Genomic DNA, 16,537 nt, shown 5'->3' with positions numbered 1-16,537 from the left:
CTCTTCCGTTCGCTTCGAGCGCAGTCGAGAAGTCGTCTCCCGTGACAGATGGTGTCTCGACTGCGCTCAACACGAACGGGGAGGGGGCGGTGGCTCAGGCCTCGGCCTCGACGATGGTTGGCACGATCGCCGGGATCGCTCGCCACGCCCGCGCCAAAGGTCCGATGGAGGTCGTCGACGATGTCGAGATCACCGTCGAGGCTGGCCTGCACGGCGACTTCCGCGGTCGCGTGAAGCCGGGCGGCAAGGGGCGGCGGCAGGTCACGTTGCTCGAACTTGGCGACTGGGACGCCGCGATGGCCGAAGTCGGGCGCGATATTCCGTGGTACGAGCGACGTGCGAACCTGCTCGTCGACGGCTTCGACCTTCCCCAGATACCCGGCACGCGGCTCCGCATCGGCGCGGACGTCGTGCTGGAGGTGACGCGCCACACCGATCCGTGCGACCGCATGGACGCGCTGGCGCCAGGATTGTTCGCCGCGCTGACGCCGGACTGGCGGGGCGGGGCGTGCGCCCGAGTTTTGATGGGCGGCAGTATCGCCGTCGGTGATGAGATCAGGATCGAAGAACCATGACCAAGCCATTCAAGACGCTCGACGATATGGGCGACATCCAGGGCAAGCGTGTGCTCGTCCGTGAAGACCTCAACGTGCCGATGGCCGAGGGGCATGTCACCGACGACACTCGGCTACGCGCGACCGTTGCAACCGTTGGCGAGCTTGCCGACAAGGGCGCGATCGTCCTCGTCCTCGCGCATTTCGGTCGTCCCAAGGGCGTGCCGAGCCCTGAATTCTCGCTGTCGCAGGTCGTGAAGCCGTATAGCGAAGTGCTCGGCCGTGAAGTCCGCTACATCGATTGGGAAGGGGCAGATGACGCTGTCGCGACGCTTGAGCCCGGCGATATCGCGGTGCTGGAGAACACGCGCTTCTTCGGTGGCGAGGAGACCAACGACGCAGCGGTCGTCCAGCGGTTTGCAAGCCTTGGCGATCTCTACGTCAACGATGCCTTTTCGGCGGCGCACCGCGCGCATGCCTCCACCGAGGGTCTTGCCCACGTATTGCCCGCCTTTGCCGGCCGCGCGATGGAAGCTGAACTCGACGCGCTCCAGAAGGCTCTTGGCGAGCCCGAGCATCCGGTTGCGGCAGTCGTCGGTGGCGCGAAGGTGTCGTCGAAGCTCGACGTGCTGCGGCATCTCGTCACCAAGGTAGATCATCTGATCATCGGCGGCGGTATGGCGAACACCTTCCTCGCGGCACGCGGCGTCGATGTTGGTAAAAGCCTTTGCGAGCATGAGCTTGCGAGCGTTTGCGAACAGATCATGGAAGCTGCGGACAAGGCGAACTGCACGGTTCACCTGCCGTACGACGTCGTGGTCGCCAAGGAGTTCAAGCCGAACCCCGCCACCCGTACGGTCAACGTGCACGAAGTCGCCGCCGACGAAATGATTCTCGACGTTGGTCCGGCCGCGGTCGAGTCTCTCGGCGACGTGCTGAAGAATTGCCGCACGTTGGTGTGGAATGGTCCGCTCGGTGCGTTCGAGACGCCGCCGTTCGACAAGGCGACCGTCGCGCTCGCAAAGACCGCTGCGGCACTCACCGAAGGCGGATCGCTCGTCTCGGTCGCCGGCGGCGGCGATACGGTTGCGGCGCTCAATCACGCTGGCGTCGCGGATGCGTTCACGTTCGTCTCGACGGCGGGCGGCGCGTTCCTGGAATGGATGGAAGGCAAGACGCTTCCAGGGGTCGCCGCGCTCCACGGTTGAAGTACGTGTGCATCCGAGCTATGTTTAACATGTTAAACGGAGACTCGGATGCTCGGCGTCAGGCTCGATAGCGAACTCGAAGAGCGACTCGCGGCGGTTGCGCGCACCCAAGGGCGCAGCAAGAGCGATATCGCACGCGAAGCCGTGCGACGCTATGTCGAACGCCACGACGAGGCATTCCTCGCGGAGGCGAAGCGCCAGTCGCTCGCGGCGGCGGCGCTTGGCTGGACCGAAGAAGACGACGCATGGGAGCGATTGGGCGTGGCTTGGGATGATCCGGAGCGTGCCAGCAATCGCCGTGATGCCACCGAATGAAACGCGGTGACATTGTTACTATTGCCGACGCCAACGCAGGGGACTTTGCCAGCAAGCCGCGCCCGGCGCTCGTCGTTCAGACCAACGCGTTTCTTCAGGATCACGACAGCGTGACGGTCTGTTTGATTACCAGCCAGCTTGCCGGCCTGGGCATGTTCCGCATACCGATTGCGGCAAATCCCGATACGGGACTCTTCAAGCCGAGCGAGATCTGTATCGACAAGGTTCAGTCGGTCTGGCGGCATCGCGTCGGCCGACGGATCGGTAATGCTTCCAACGAAACCATGTTTGCGGTCGATCAGGCACTGCGCCGATGGCTGGAACTTTAAAATATTGAGAAAGGACTTACCCATGACATCCACGATCACTCCGCAAGTCAAAACCATTCTCGACAAGTATGAAGCGACCAGTTCGGCGGTGAAGGCGAACCTCGCGCGCATCCTGATGCAGGGCAAGCTTGGCGGTACCGGCAAGCTCGTGATCCTGCCGGTCGACCAGGGCTTCGAGCATGGCCCGGCGCGCAGCTTCTCGGTCAATCCGGCGGCGTACGACCCGCACTACCACTATCAGCTGGCGATCGACGCGGGGCTCAGTGCCTATGCCGCGCCGCTCGGGATGCTCGAAGCGGGCGCGGATACGTTTGCCGGGCAGATCCCGACGATCCTGAAGTGCAACAGCTCGAACAGCTGGGCGACGACGATCGACCAGGCGGTGACGGCGACGGTGTCGGACGCGGTACGGCTCGGGTCGGCGGCGATCGGCTTCACGATCTATCCGGGCGCGGACCAGTTCTTCGATCTCGTCGAGGAAATCCGCGAGCTGAGCGAAGAGGCGAAGTCGGTCGGCATCGCTACGGTGATCTGGTCCTATCCGCGCGGTGGCGAGCTGACCAAGGACGGCGAGCTCGCCTTGGACGTCGGCGCCTATGCCGCGCACATCGCGGCGCTGCTCGGCGCGCACATCATCAAGACCAAGCTGCCGACCGCGCATATCGAGCAGAAGGAAGCCAAGCCGCTTTACGCCAACACCGACTGGTCGAAGCAATCCGATCGCGTGAAGCACGTCGTCCAGTCGAGCTTTGCCGGACGTCGCATCAACGTCTTCTCGGGCGGCGCGTCGAAGGGCGAGGACGCGATCTTCCAGGACGCGCGCGACATTCGCGACGGCGGCGGCAACGGCTCGATCATCGGCCGCAACACCTTCCAGCGTCCGCGCGACGAAGCGCTGGCGATGCTCGATCGGATCATCCGGATCTACAAGAACGAGGAGTAAGCCGCGGTTTGCCTGCACGTCGCCTCGGTCATGCGCCGGGGTGACGTGGCCGGCATGAGAGGCTAGGGGGCGGACATGACCGAATTCGAAGATCCGCTGGGCCCGCTCGATCCCAATTTCGCCGAGAATTTCCGCCGCGACATGCGTCGGCCGGCTTGCCAGCTTTACCTGGTGTCGCCGCTGGACGTCGGTGGCGACTTTCCGGAGCGTCTTGCTCGGGCGCTCGATGCCGGGCCGGTGGCTGCGTTCCAGTTTCGCGTGAAGGACATCGATCAGCATGCGGCGGCCGCGCTGGGCGAGCCTTTGCGGGCGATCTGTGCCGAGCGTGATGTCGCATTCATCGTCAATGACGATATCGGGCTGGCGAAGCGGCTCGATGCGGACGGCGTGCATCTCGGGCAGGACGATGGCGATCCGCGCGAGGCGCGGGCGCAGCTTGGGCCCAATGCGCAGATCGGCGTGAGCTGTCATGGCAGCCGTCATCTGGCGATGGAAGCGGGTGAGGCCGGGGCCGATTACGTCGCGTTCGGGGCCTTCTATCCGACGACGACGAAGGTTGCGACGCATACCGCCGAGCCGGTGATCCTGTCCTGGTGGTCGACCTTGTTCGAGATGCCCTGCGTCGCGATCGGTGGCATCACGCCGGAAAACGCCGCGCCACTGGTGGCTGCGGGGGCGGACTTCATCGCCGTGTCCGGTGCAGTCTGGGGCGGCGACGAGATCGCTGCGATCAAGGCGTTCGGCGAGGTTCTTGCGAAGCGCTGAACCGTTGGAAACAACCGTCGTCCCGACCGTTTGATGCACGAGCGTAACGGTTTGGGATGACGGGCATGACGGCATTTGTGACGAAAGCTTCGGTTCTTGCGGCGTGCCTGTTCGGGGTCGCCTCGCCAGCGGTAGCGCAGACCGCGCCCGCCAAACCCGTACCGATTGATCGCAATATCCTGCACGTGCAGGTGATTCTCGACCATCTCGGCTTCGGGCCGGGCGTTCTGGACGGGCGCGGCGGGCAGTCGCTGGTCGCGGCGCTGAAGGGGTTCCAGGAGGCGAAGGGGCTGCCCATCACCGGCAAGCCTGACGCGCGGACGTTGCAGGCGCTGTATCCCTACCGCGCCGCACGGCCGACCGTGACCGTCGCGCTGACGCCTGAAATGCTGGCGGGGCCGTTTGTCAATCCGTTCCCGAAGGATCCTGCCAAGCAGGCTGAACTCCCGGCGCTTGGGTACAAGAACGTCATGGAGAAGCTCGGCGAGATGTTCCACACGACGCCGGCGGTGATCGTCGCGTTGAACTCGCCGACGACGAAGCTGACGCCGGGCACCAAGGTGGTGTTCCCCAACGCATTGCCGACGTCGCGCGCGTATGATCCTAAACTGAAACCGGACTGGATCGCGACACTGACGATGCTGAACGTCGACGCGAACCAGCCAAAGGCGGATCATGTCGTCGTCGACAAATCGGACGGCGTGCTGCGCGTGCTCGATGCGAACGACAAGCTGATCGCGCAATTCTCCGCGACGATGGGGTCGAGCCATGATCCGCTGCCGCTGGGGACGTGGACGATCAAGGGTTCTGATTATAATCCGAAGTTCCACTTCAACCCAGCGCTGTTCTGGGATGCGAAGAAGGGGCAGCAGAAAGAGATGCTGCCGCCAGGGCCGAACGGTCCGGTCGGGGTCGTCTGGATGGACCTGTCGAAAGAGCATTACGGCATTCACGGTACGCCCAACCCTGAGACAATCGGGCGTGCGGAGAGTCATGGCTGCATTCGCCTGACCAACTGGGATGCGGCGCGGTTGTCGATGATGATCAAGCCGGGGACCAAGGCCGTGTTCCAGGCCTGAGGCGATGACGCGGACGTTCTGGATCATTCTCGGGCTGATCGTGGTGGCGATCGGCGCGTTCGCCTCGATGGTGTCGTTCGGCAGCGATGGTAGCGGCATCGAGCGGCGGATACCTTGGCGCAAGCCGGCGCCTCCTACTGAGGTCGCCACCGTTTCCGTGACGCCGGGGGCGTTGGCCGTCCCGGTGGCTGGGATTCCGCGAAAAGCGATTGCGGACAGCTGGAACGATGCGCGGGGCGGTGGTTTGCGCGGCCATCACGGGACCGACATCATGGCACCGAGTGGTACACCGGTCCTCGCGGCCGCGCCGGGGCGGGTCGAGAAACTGTTCCAGAGCGGACTTGGCGGGATCACGCTGTACGTGCGTTCGCCCGACCGGCGCTGGACCTATTATTACGCGCATCTCGCCGGGTACGCGGCTGGCATTCGCGAGGGGATGGCGGTCAAGGCAGGAGATACGCTGGGCTATGTCGGCGACACCGGCGATGCGGGTGCGGGCAATTACCACCTGCATTTCGGGCTGACCAAGATGCAGCCGGGTGAGCGCTGGTGGCAGGGCGAGAACGTGAACCCGTACCCGCTGCTTGCCGGACGCGAGCGCGCCCGCTAAAGCCCGCCGCTTCGGGTTTCCGCAGAGCCACGCCTTGATGGCCATGCTTCGCGGACGGCCCCTAGCTCTTTCCAGCAGGAATCGGTCATGAAGATCAACGCGGTCGAGATTCGTCCCGGCAACATTCTTGAATATGAGGGCGGCATCTGGCGCGCCGTCAAGATTCAGCACACCCAGCCCGGCAAGGGCGGTGCCTATATGCAGGTCGAGATGAAGAACCTGATCGACGGCCGCAAGAACAACATCCGCTTCCGTTCCGCGGAGAGCGTCGAGAAGGTGCGGCTCGAGACCGTCGATTTCCAGTTCCTGTTCCGCGAAGGCGACATGCTCACCTTCATGGACAAGATCAATTACGAGCAGATCTCGCTCGATGCCGACATCCTGGGCGATGCCGCGGCGTTCCTGCAGGACGGCATGGACGTGGTGATGGAGCTTTGGGAAGAGCGGCCGATCTCGGTCCAGTTGCCGGACACGATCGAGGCGCTGATCGTCGAGGCGGATGCCGTTGTTAAGGGGCAGACTGCCTCGTCTTCGTATAAGCCTGCCGTGCTCGAAAACGGTGTGCGCGTGATGGTGCCGCCGCATATTGGTGCGGGTACGCGGATCGTCGTCGATGTTTACGAGCAGACGTACGTGCGTCGCGCGGACTAAAATCTGCTCCCCCTCCCGCAAGCGGGAGGGGGCTGGGGGGTGGGCACCCGCCCTCCATGGTACGCGACGATACTGGCGCGAACTATTCGATGCCGCGCGACGATGATAGCGCGAGCCCACCCCCCGACCCCTCCCGCACGCGGGAGGGGGGAGATAGAATACAATGGCTTCCCATTCCGGCATCATGACCGTCATCGAGCGCGCCGCCCGCAAGGCCGCGCCGCGTCTGCGCCGCGACTTCAACGAGGTCCAGCAGCTCCAGGTGAGCCGCAAGGGTCCAGCCGACTTCGTCAGCCAGGCCGACCAGCGCGCCGAGCAGACGATCTTCGAAGAACTCAGCCACGCCCGTCCCGACTGGGGCATGCTGATGGAGGAGCGCGGTGAGGTCGAGGGTGACCCAAACAAGCCGCGGTTCATCGTCGATCCCCTCGATGGCACGTCGAACTTCCTCCACGGCATCCCGCATTTCTGCATCTCGATCGCGGTCGAGGAGCCGATGCCGAACGGCAAGCGCGAAGTCACGACGGCGTTGGTGTATCAGCCGCTGACCGACGAGAGCTTCTGGGCTGAGAAGGGCCGGGGTGCCTGGCTCACCGACCAGCGCCTGCGCGTGTCGTCGCGGCGTGATCTGTCCGAATCGCTGATCGCGACGGGGATTCCGTTCCTGGGGCATGGTGACTTCGCTCAGTGGAGCCGGATTTTCGGCGCGGTTGCGCCTGAGGTTGCGGGCATCCGTCGTCTTGGTGCTGCGGCCCTCGATCTGGCATGGCTTGCGGCCGGTCGGTTCGACGGCTTCTGGGAATCGAACCTGAAGCCTTGGGACGTTGCGGCTGGCATGCTGCTGGTTAAGGAAGCCGGTGGCTTCGTCACCGACTTCCGTGGCGGCGATCGTGCAATGGAGCGTAACGAGTTCCTCGCTGCGAACGATGCATTGCACTCGCGTCTGCACAAGCTGGTGGCCGGCGCGCTGCGCTAAGGCAGGCGGATCGTAACGGCAGCTCCAGAGCGGATCGGCCTTCTACCGTCATCCTGACGAAAGTCAGGACCCAGAGTTCCAAGCGACAGCCTCAATGGCTCTGATCCTGACTTTCGTCAGGATGACGCGGCGCGGGGAGGATCGCGTGCCGGAGAGCAATCCGTTCACCCGGGTGAGCGTGGTACTGCCACCCCATCCGTCACCCCAGCGAAAGCTGGGGTATCCCCGTGATAGCCGGCGTGCTCGCCAACCATGATACCCCAGCTTTCGCTGGGGTAATGGATAGGTGGGGGCGGAGTGGGTTGCGGTGCGGGCTTCATTCAAATCAGTCATGCCGGGCTTGTTCCGGCATCCACCGGTCCGCAGCCTCTCCCACCGTTGGTTTGCGGCCCCGTGGACCCCGGAACCAGTCCGGGGTGACGGAGGGGGTTTGGCGATGTTCCGCTAGTTGCAGCAGCCCCGGCTGTAACTGGGCACGTCAAGTACAGCCGTGCACGCCGAGTAACGCATGTTTCCCGCCACCCCGGCCCCTCCACTTGCGAGTGATTCTCACACCCTCCACGCCTTGCCCATCACCCCCCATCGGCCTAAAGCGGCCCCGTTCCGTTCGCACTTGCGAGAAGCAATTTGGTCGACCTGTCGCACTATCTTCCGATCCTCCTGTTCCTCGGGATCGCCATCGCATTGTCGAGCACGTTCGTGTTCCTGCCGATGGCCGTCTCGCGCCTCACGGGGTCACACAAGCCTACGCCTGAGAAGCTCAGCGAATACGAGTGCGGCTTTCCCGCATTCGAGGATCCGCGCAGCCAGTTCGACGTACGCTTCTACCTGATCGCCATCCTCTTCATCATTTTCGATCTCGAGGCCGCGTTCCTGTATCCCTGGGCCGTCTCGGTCTTCACGCTCGGCTGGACCGCGTGGATCTCGATGATGATCTTTATCGGCGAATTAGCCCTTGGCCTCGTCTACGCATGGAAGAAGGGAGCACTCGATTGGGAGTAGAGCTTCAGCCCGCACCCGGTTCGCCCAGTTCGCTGGTGCCACCCGACCAGGGCTTTTTCGACGGATTGAACGGTGAACTGACGGACAAGGGTTTCCTCGTCACGTCGACCGAGGAGCTGTTCCAGTGGGCCCGCACGGGCTCGCTGTGGTGGATGACGTTCGGGCTCGCCTGCTGCGCGGTCGAGATGATCCACGTCAACATGCCGCGCTACGATCTGGAGCGCTTCGGCGCCGCACCGCGCGCGTCGCCGCGCCAGTCGGACGTGATGATCGTTGCCGGTACGCTGTGCAACAAGATGGCCCCTGCATTGCGCAAGGTCTACGACCAGATGTCGGAGCCCAAGTACGTGATCTCGATGGGATCGTGCGCGAACGGCGGCGGCTATTATCACTATAGCTACAGCGTCGTGCGTGGCTGCGATCGGATCGTGCCCGTGGACATCTACGTTCCCGGGTGCCCGCCGACGGCTGAGGCGTTGCTGTACGGCATCATGCAGTTGCAGCGGAAGATCCGGCGGTCCGGGAGCATCGAGCGTTGAGGGCTCCCGCACCAGCGTACACGTCGAACGACGGTGTGATCGACAGCGCCCGCGCGGCGCTTGGCGGCATGTTGCTCGATGCGGTCGACCATGTCGGCGAAGTCGCGCTGCACGTTCGTCGTGAAGACCTTTACGACGCGATGATCGCGCTGCGCGACACGCCGGGGCTTGCCTACCAGCAGCTCATGGAGATCGCCGGCGTCGACTATCCGGATCGCGCCGAGCGGTTCGAGGTCGTCTATTGCATGCTGTCGCTGACGCGGAATCACCGTCTGCGCGTGCATGTCGCGACCGACGAGGAAAAGCCGGTGCCGTCGGTGACCGACATCTGGCCGGTCGCCGGCTGGCTCGAGCGCGAAGTGTACGATATGTACGGCGTGCTGTTCAGCGGCAATCCGGACCTGCGCCGCATCCTGACCGATTACGGCTTCCGTGGTCATCCGCAGCGCAAGGACTTCCCGCTGACCGGGTATGTCGAGCTCCGCTACTCGGAAGAGTCGAAGCGCGTCGTGTACGAACCCGTGCAGCTTGCGCAGGATTTCCGTACGTTCGATTTTATGAGCCCTTGGGAGGGCGCGAACTACGTGCTCCCGGGTGACGAGAAGGGTGCATTGCCCGAGGCCAAGGGTGCGCCGACGCCGCTCAAGGCCGACACGATCGTCAAGGCGGATGCGGCGCAGTCGCCGACCCAGGCGCCGACCGAACCCAAGAGCACCGAGTCGACCGCGCAGACGGGCGCCGGCAAGCCGGAGTCCGATGCGACGCCGAAGCCTGCGAACCCCGACGTGGTCCCGACCAAGGGTGGAGGACAGAACCAGTGAGTCTGTATGTCGAAGAGCTTCTGGGTGAAGCCGACGCAGCCGATCCCACGACCGGCGACGTCACGATCCAGAACTACACGATCAACTTCGGTCCGCAGCATCCGGCTGCGCACGGTGTGCTCCGTCTTGTCATGGAGCTCGACGGCGAGATCGTCGAGCGCGTCGATCCGCATGTCGGTCTGCTCCACCGCGGCACCGAGAAGCTGATCGAGTACAAGACCTACACGCAGGCGCTGCCGTATTTCGATCGTCTCGATTATTGCTCGCCTTTGTGCATGGAGCATAGCTGGGTGCTCGCGGTCGAGAAGCTGCTCGACCTCGAAGTGCCCGAGCGCGCGCAGTATCTGCGGGTGTTCTTCGCTGAGCTGACGCGCATCTCGAACCACATGCTCAACCTCGGGTCGCATGTCATGGACGTCGGCGCGATGACGCCGAACCTGTGGTTGTTCGAGATCCGCGAAGACTGCATGAACTTCTTCGAGCGCGTTTCTGGTGCGCGCATGCATTCGAACTATTTTCGTCCGGGTGGCGTGCATCAGGATGCGCCGTTGAAGCTGCTCGCCGACATCGGCGACTGGCTCGACACGCGCCTGCCGCGGCTGTTCGAGGATGCGATCTCGCTGGTCGCGGACAACCGCATCTTCAAGCAGCGGAACGTCGACATCGCCGTGGTCAGCCGCGACGACGCGATCAAATGGGGCTTTTCCGGCCCGATGATCCGCGGCTCGGGTATCGCCTGGGATCTGCGCAAGGCGCAGCCCTACGACGTTTATGCCAAAATGGACTTCGAGGTGCCGGTCGGCACGCGCGGCGATTGCTATGACCGGTTCATGGTGCGCGTCGAGGAAGTGCGTCAGTCGGCGCGGATCATGAAGCAGTGCCTGCGCGACATGCCCGAAGGGCCGATCGCGTCGCTCGACCGCAAGGTCGTGCCGCCCAAGCGTGGTGAGATGAAGCAGTCGATGGAAGCGCTGATCCATCACTTCAAGCTCTACACCGAGGGCTTCCATGTACCCGCCGGCGACGTCTATGTTGCCACTGAAAGCCCCAAGGGCGAGTTCGGCGTGTACCTCGTCGCCGATGGCTCGAACAAGCCGTACCGCTGCAAAATCCGCCCGACCGCGTTCTCGCATCTGCAAGCCATGGACTTCATGGCGAAGGGCCACATGCTGGCGGATACGACCGCGATCCTCGGCGCGATGGATATCGTTTTTGGTGAATGTGACCGCTAATGGCTGAAGCTCCGAAAATTCCCGACGAGGCCGAGACTCGCGCACGCTGGGATTCGTTCGCGTGGACGGACGAGAACCAGGTGAAGGCGAACGAGATCCTCGGGCGCTATCCCAAGGGTCGCGAGCAGTCGGCGTCGATCCCGTTGCTCGACCTGGCACAGCGCCAGGTTGGCGCCGAAACGCAGACGCAGGGTTGGTTGCCGGTGCCGGTGATCGAGTTCGTCGCGCGTCAGATCAGCGTGCCGTACATGCGCGTGTATGAGGTCGTGACCTTCTACACGATGTTCAATCTCGCGCCGGTCGGTCGCTTCCACGTGCAGGTTTGCGGCACGACGCCGTGCATGCTGCGCGGATCGGACGACGTTCTTGCCGCGTGCAAGAACCGCGGTCTGGTCAAAGGCGGCACGACGCCGGACGGCATGTTCACGCTGACCGAGGTCGAGTGCCTGGGCACGTGCGCGAATGCGCCGATGGTGCAGATCAACGACGATAATTTCGAAGATCTCGATTACGACAAGACGACCGAGATCCTCGAGGCGCTGGCCAATGGCGGGCACCCGACGCCGGGACCGCAATTCGGTCGTCGCGCGAGCTGCCCCGAAGGCGGCCCGACCTCGCTGACCGCGATGGTCGACGCGAACCACGATTACCGGGGGGAGTGGGCCTGATGCTCGCCGACAAGGACCGCATCTTTACCAACGTCTACGGTTTCCAGCCGTGGAACATCGACGCAGCGATCATGCGCGGCGATTGGGACAACACCAAGGACCTGATGGCGCTTGGCCAGGATGCGATCATCGACGTGATGAAGGCTTCGGGGCTGCGCGGCCGTGGTGGCGCAGGCTTCCCGACCGGCACCAAATGGTCGTTCATGCCGAAGGAACCTAAGCCCGATCGGCCGAACTTCCTCGTCATCAACGCCGATGAATCCGAGCCGGGCAGCTGCAAGGACCGCGAGATCATCCGCCACGATCCGCACAAGCTGATCGAGGGCGCGCTGATCGCCGGGTTCGCGATGCGCGCACGCGCCGCGTACATCTACATCCGCGGCGAATATATCCGCGAGGCCGAGACGCTGTTCGCAGCGGTCGCCGAGGCCTATGATCGCGGCTTTATCGGCAAAAACGCGTGCGGGTCGGGTTACGACTTCGACGTGTTTGTGCACCGTGGCGCCGGCGCCTATATCTGCGGCGAAGAGACCGCGATGTTGGAGAGCCTCGAGGGGAAGAAGGGCCAGCCGCGGCTGAAGCCTCCATTCCCGGCGGGCGCCGGTCTTTACGGCTGCCCGACGACGGTCAACAACGTCGAGTCGATCGCGGTCGCACCGACGATCTTGCGGCGTGGCGCTGCGTGGTTCTCCAGCTTCGGCGCGGAAAACAACCGCGGTACGAAGCTGTTCCAGATCAGCGGCCATGTGAACAAGCCGTGCGTCGTCGAAGAAGAGATGAGCATCTCGTTCCGCGACCTGATCGAGACGCATTGCGGCGGAATTCGTGGCGGCTGGGACAATCTGCTCGCGGTGATCCCCGGTGGTTCTTCGGTGCCGCTCGTGCCCGCCGCGCAGATCATGGACTGCGCAATGGACTTCGACGGCCTGAAGGCGGTCGGCTCGGGCCTCGGCACCGCGGCGATCATCGTCATGGACAAGTCGACCGACATCGTCCGCGCGATCAGCCGCATCTCGTACTTCTACAAGCACGAGAGCTGTGGCCAGTGCACGCCGTGCCGTGAAGGTACCGGCTGGATGTGGCGCGTGATGGAGCGGATGCGCACTGGGGACGCCGAGCTGTCCGAGATCGACATGCTCCAGCAAGTTACCAAGCAGGTCGAGGGTCACTCGATCTGTGCGCTAGGTGACGCAGCCGCATGGCCAATCCAGGGCCTGATCAAGCATTTCCGCCCCGAGATGGAGCGCCGTATCCGTGAGCGCGGTGGCGACACCGCGCCGATGATGGAAGCCGCAGAGTAATGCCCTTAGTCAAAGTCGATGGCGTAGAGATCGAGGTGCCGCAGGGCGCCACCGTGCTGCAGGCGTGCGAGCTTGCCGGCAAGGAGATCCCGCGTTTCTGTTATCATGAGCGGCTGAGTATCGCTGGCAATTGCCGGATGTGCCTGGTCGAGGTGAAGCCTGGTCCGCCCAAGCCGCAGGCGTCGTGCGCGCTGCCGGCGGCGGACAAGCAGGAGATCTTCACCAACTCGCCTATGGTCAAGAATGCCCGCGAGGGCATCATGGAATTCCTGCTGATCAACCATCCGCTCGATTGCCCGATTTGCGATCAGGGCGGCGAGTGCGATCTGCAGGACCAGTCGGTCGCGTACGGTCGCGGCCATTCGCGCTATGACGAGAACAAGCGCGCGGTCACCGAGAAGTACATGGGTCCGATCGTCAAGACGGTCATGACCCGCTGCATCCAGTGCACGCGCTGCATCCGGTTCGCCGAGGAAGTGTCCGGCGTCGAGGAGATCGGTGCGATCTTCCGCGGCGAGGATATGCAGATCACCTCGTATCTCGAGAATGCGGTCAAGAGCGAGCTCTCCGGCAACGTCGTCGATCTGTGCCCGGTCGGTGCGCTGACGTCGAAGCCGTATGCGTTCGAGGCCCGTCCTTGGGAGTTGCGCAAGACGCTGACGATCGACGTGATGGACGCGGTCGGCACCAATATCCGGCTCGACAGCCGTGGTCGCCAGGTGCTGCGCTGCGTGCCGCGAATCAACGAAGACGTGAACGAGGAGTGGGCGACCGACAAGACGCGCCACGCGATCGACGGTCTCGTGCGTCGTCGTCTCGACAAGCCTTATGTGCGGATGAACGGCAAGCTGGTTCCCGCGACGTGGGATGAAGCGTTTGCAGCGATCAAGGCGGTCAACGCCGGGTCGAGCGTTGCGGCTGTCGCTGGCGATCTGGTCGATTGCGAGACCATGTACGCCGCCAAGGCGCTGCTCGCGAAGATGGGGTCGAGCCTGCTCGAAGGCCGTCAGACCGGCATGGATTATGACGCGACGAGCATCGCCGCAGTCAATTTCAATACGACGATCGCGGGCACCGAACGCGCCGACGCGATCCTGCTGGTGGGCACCAACCTGCGCTGGGAAGCGCCGCTGGTGAACACGCGGGTGCGCAAGGCCATCAAGAAGGGCGCGAAGGTCTTCGCGATCGGGCCGGAGACGGACCTGACGTACAAGGTCGAGTGGCTCGGCGACGATCTGGCGCTGCTCGGCAGCCTGCCTGATGCGGTGACCGAGGCGTTTGGCAAGGCCGAGCGTCCGATGGTGATCGTCGGTGGCGGCGCGCTGAAGGGTGGCCATGCTGCTGCGCTGAAGCTCGTCGATACGCTGGGTCTCGTGAAGGCGGACTGGAACGGCTTTAACGTCGTCCACATGGCCGCCTCGCGAATGGGCGGGCTGATGCTCGGCTATGCGCAGAAGGGCGGTATCGCCGATGTCATGGGGGCGAAGCTCGGCTTCTTCCTCGGCGCGGACGAGGTCGATTATTCGAAGTTCGCCGGGTTCAAGGTGTTCGTGGGGCATCACGGCGACAAGGGTGCGGCGGCTGCCGACGTCATCCTGCCGGGTGTCACCTATGCCGAAAAGTCGGGCACCTGGGTCAATCTCGAGGGCCGCGTCCAGCGCGGCGAGCGCGCGGTGTTCGCACCGGGCGACGCGCGTGACGACTGGTCGATCTTCCGGGCGCTGTCCGACACGCTCGGCCATACGCTGCCGTTCGACAGCTTCGAGGGTCTGCGCGAGGAAATGTGCGCGGACGTGCCTGCGTTGCGTCATCAGGCGCTCGCGACGTTCGAGTGGAACCCGCCTTCGCTCAACGGTGCAGGTGAGGGTGTCCTCGCCGGCTATCCGATCAAGGACTTCTACCTGACCAACGCGATCTGCCGCGCGTCGCCGACGATGCAGCGTTGCTCGGCCGAACTTCTCCACGGGGAAGACTACGCGGAGGCAGCCGAATGATCTCCTGGTTCGAATCCTCGCTCGGTTACGACTGGGCGTTCTTCCTCGCGACGATCATCGACATCCTCGTGATCGCGTTGCCGCTGATGCTGGCGGTGGCGATGATCATCTATGCCGACCGCAAGATCTGGGCGGCGATGGCGCTGCGGCGTGGTCCCAATGTCGTCGGTCCGTTCGGTCTGCTTCAGAGTTTCGCCGACGGCCTCAAGGTGTTCCTGCAGGAGACGATCGTCCCCGCAGCCGCCAACCGCACGCTGTTCTTGCTGGCACCGATCATCACCTTCACGGTCGCGCTGATCGTCTGGGCGGTGGTGCCGTTCGGCGTCGGCGTCGTCCTCGCCGACATCAACGTCGGGCTGCTCTACGTGCTCGCGGCGTCGTCGCTCGGCGTCTACGGGATCATCCTGTCGGGTTGGGCGTCGAACTCGAAATATCCGTTCTATTCGGCGCTTCGTGCGGCCGCGCAGATGGTGTCGTATGAAGTCGCGATCGGCTTCATCCTGATTTCGGTCGTGCTGTGGACCGGCAGCTTCAACCTGTCGGCGATCGTGATGGCGCAAAAGTCGCACGTCTGGTTCTTCAACGGGTACATCCTCAACCCGCTGATGTTCCCGATGGCGGTGATGTTCTTCATCTCGAGCCTTGCCGAAACGCAGCGTGCGCCGTTCGATCTGACCGAGGCGGAGAGCGAGCTCGTCGCCGGGTACCAGACCGAATATTCGTCGATGTCGTTCGCGCTGTTCTGGCTCGGCGAGTATGCCAACGTTCTGCTGATGTGCGCGCTCAACGCGACGTTGTTCTGGGGCGGATGGCTGCCCCCGGTCGACTGGGCGCCGCTGTATTACGTGCCGGGGATCATCTGGCTGTTCGTCAAGATCCTGTTCTTCTTCTTCCTGTTCAGCTGGGTGAAGGCGACCGTGCCGCGTTATCGCTACGATCAGCTGATGCGGCTCGGCTGGAAGGTCTTCCTCCCCGTCTCGCTGTTCTGGGTTTTCCTCGTGTCGGGCTATCTCATGCTGACGCGCGTTGGAGTGGGTTCATGAGCGTAGCTCAGATCATCAAGTCGTTTACCCTTTGGGAATTCGTGAAGGCGCACGCGTTGACGCTTCGCTATTTCTTCAAGGAAAAGGCGACGATCAACTATCCGTACGAGCGCAATCCGGTATCGCCGCGGTTTCGCGGCGAGCATGCGCTGCGTCGTTATCCGAATGGCGAAGAGCGGTGCATCGCATGCAAGCTGTGCGAGGCCGTGTGCCCTGCACAGGCGATCACGATCGAAGCCGAGCCGCGTGACGACGGGTCGCGCCGGACAACGCGCTACGACATCGACATGACCAAGTGCATTTACTGCGGCCTTTGTGCCGAGGCGTGCCCGGTCGATGCGATCGTCGAGGGGCCGAACTACGAGTTCGCGACCGAGACGCGCGAAGAGCTGATCTACGACAAGTCGAAGCTGCTCGATAATGGCGACCGTTGGGAAAGCGCGATCGCGGCGAACCTTGCCGCCGATGCGCCGTACCGTTAATGGCGCGCTCATTCTTCTCGTGGGC

Annotated in this window: 19 protein-coding genes; all 19 read left to right on the top strand. The window is 63.6% G+C overall.

Going from position 1 to position 16,537, the window contains the following annotated elements:
* Window positions 1-113 precede the first annotated feature (113 nt).
* Complete coding sequence (locus C8J43_RS13590) at window positions 114-575, top strand: MOSC domain-containing protein (protein WP_133031473.1); 462 nt, start codon at window positions 114-116, stop codon at window positions 573-575.
* Window positions 572-1,762 (top strand): phosphoglycerate kinase, encoded by a 1,191-nt coding sequence (locus C8J43_RS13585; protein ID WP_133031331.1) that lies wholly within the window; start codon window positions 572-574, stop codon window positions 1,760-1,762. Before C8J43_RS13590 ends, C8J43_RS13585 begins: the two co-directional genes overlap by 4 nt.
* Before the next feature lie 48 nt (window positions 1,763-1,810).
* Entirely contained in the window at window positions 1,811-2,077 is a 267-nt protein-coding gene (locus C8J43_RS13580) for a ribbon-helix-helix protein, CopG family (protein ID WP_133031330.1), read from the top strand.
* Window positions 2,074-2,406 carry a type II toxin-antitoxin system PemK/MazF family toxin gene (locus tag C8J43_RS13575; protein WP_060524694.1) on the top strand — a complete coding sequence of 111 codons (333 nt, stop codon included), beginning with the start codon at window positions 2,074-2,076 and terminating at the stop codon, window positions 2,404-2,406. The genes C8J43_RS13580 and C8J43_RS13575 overlap by 4 nt, the downstream gene beginning before the upstream one ends.
* 22 nt (window positions 2,407-2,428) lie before the next feature.
* Window positions 2,429-3,349, top strand: a complete 921-nt coding sequence (locus tag C8J43_RS13570; RefSeq protein ID WP_121885202.1) for a class I fructose-bisphosphate aldolase — start codon at window positions 2,429-2,431, stop codon at window positions 3,347-3,349.
* A gap of 75 nt (window positions 3,350-3,424) precedes the next feature.
* Window positions 3,425-4,114 (top strand): thiamine phosphate synthase, encoded by a 690-nt coding sequence (gene thiE, locus C8J43_RS13565; protein WP_056048507.1) that lies wholly within the window; start codon window positions 3,425-3,427, stop codon window positions 4,112-4,114.
* A 65-nt stretch (window positions 4,115-4,179) separates the two neighbouring features.
* Window positions 4,180-5,193: a L,D-transpeptidase family protein gene (locus tag C8J43_RS13560; RefSeq protein ID WP_056050368.1), complete on the top strand. Its 1,014-nt coding sequence runs from the start codon at window positions 4,180-4,182 to the stop codon at window positions 5,191-5,193.
* Window positions 5,194-5,197: 4 nt separating this feature from the next.
* On the top strand, window positions 5,198-5,803 hold the full coding sequence (locus tag C8J43_RS13555; RefSeq protein ID WP_133031329.1) for a M23 family metallopeptidase: 606 nt from the start codon (window positions 5,198-5,200) through the stop codon (window positions 5,801-5,803).
* A gap of 87 nt (window positions 5,804-5,890) precedes the next feature.
* Window positions 5,891-6,454 (top strand): elongation factor P, encoded by a 564-nt coding sequence (gene efp, locus C8J43_RS13550; RefSeq protein WP_093397280.1) that lies wholly within the window; start codon window positions 5,891-5,893, stop codon window positions 6,452-6,454.
* A 163-nt stretch (window positions 6,455-6,617) separates the two neighbouring features.
* Window positions 6,618-7,430, top strand: a complete 813-nt coding sequence (locus C8J43_RS13545) for an inositol monophosphatase family protein (RefSeq protein ID WP_133031328.1) — start codon at window positions 6,618-6,620, stop codon at window positions 7,428-7,430.
* A gap of 627 nt (window positions 7,431-8,057) precedes the next feature.
* The gene (locus C8J43_RS13540; protein WP_056048518.1) at window positions 8,058-8,432 is read left to right on the top strand and encodes an NADH-quinone oxidoreductase subunit A; all 375 of its coding nucleotides are present in this window, start codon (window positions 8,058-8,060) and stop codon (window positions 8,430-8,432) included.
* Window positions 8,423-8,971, top strand: a complete 549-nt coding sequence (locus tag C8J43_RS13535; RefSeq protein WP_056058310.1) for an NADH-quinone oxidoreductase subunit B — start codon at window positions 8,423-8,425, stop codon at window positions 8,969-8,971. Before C8J43_RS13540 ends, C8J43_RS13535 begins: the two co-directional genes overlap by 10 nt.
* A complete protein-coding gene (locus C8J43_RS13530; protein ID WP_133031327.1) occupies window positions 8,968-9,792 on the top strand; it encodes an NADH-quinone oxidoreductase subunit C in 825 nt (274 codons plus the stop codon). The genes C8J43_RS13535 and C8J43_RS13530 overlap by 4 nt, the downstream gene beginning before the upstream one ends.
* Complete coding sequence (locus C8J43_RS13525) at window positions 9,789-11,024, top strand: NADH-quinone oxidoreductase subunit D (RefSeq protein WP_133031326.1); 1,236 nt, start codon at window positions 9,789-9,791, stop codon at window positions 11,022-11,024. Before C8J43_RS13530 ends, C8J43_RS13525 begins: the two co-directional genes overlap by 4 nt.
* A complete protein-coding gene (locus C8J43_RS13520; protein WP_133031325.1) occupies window positions 11,024-11,692 on the top strand; it encodes an NAD(P)H-dependent oxidoreductase subunit E in 669 nt (222 codons plus the stop codon). The genes C8J43_RS13525 and C8J43_RS13520 overlap by 1 nt, the downstream gene beginning before the upstream one ends.
* Window positions 11,692-12,993 (top strand): NADH-quinone oxidoreductase subunit NuoF, encoded by a 1,302-nt coding sequence (gene nuoF, locus C8J43_RS13515; protein WP_056050371.1) that lies wholly within the window; start codon window positions 11,692-11,694, stop codon window positions 12,991-12,993. Before C8J43_RS13520 ends, nuoF begins: the two co-directional genes overlap by 1 nt.
* Window positions 12,993-14,987 (top strand): NADH-quinone oxidoreductase subunit NuoG, encoded by a 1,995-nt coding sequence (gene nuoG / locus C8J43_RS13510; protein WP_133031324.1) that lies wholly within the window; start codon window positions 12,993-12,995, stop codon window positions 14,985-14,987. Before nuoF ends, nuoG begins: the two co-directional genes overlap by 1 nt.
* On the top strand, window positions 14,984-16,030 hold the full coding sequence (nuoH, locus tag C8J43_RS13505) for an NADH-quinone oxidoreductase subunit NuoH (protein WP_133031323.1): 1,047 nt from the start codon (window positions 14,984-14,986) through the stop codon (window positions 16,028-16,030). Before nuoG ends, nuoH begins: the two co-directional genes overlap by 4 nt.
* Window positions 16,027-16,512, top strand: coding sequence for an NADH-quinone oxidoreductase subunit NuoI (gene nuoI / locus C8J43_RS13500; RefSeq protein ID WP_055877898.1), 486 nt, complete (start codon window positions 16,027-16,029; stop codon window positions 16,510-16,512). The genes nuoH and nuoI overlap by 4 nt, the downstream gene beginning before the upstream one ends.
* The last annotated feature ends 25 nt before the right edge of the window (window positions 16,513-16,537 follow it).

Source organism: Sphingomonas sp. PP-CE-1G-424 (genome assembly GCF_004341085.1).
In the GTDB taxonomy this organism is placed as follows: Bacteria; Pseudomonadota; Alphaproteobacteria; order Sphingomonadales; family Sphingomonadaceae; genus Sphingomonas.
The sequence above is the reverse complement of the archived record's forward strand: the minus strand, read 5'-3'. Positions and strand labels throughout refer to the sequence as shown.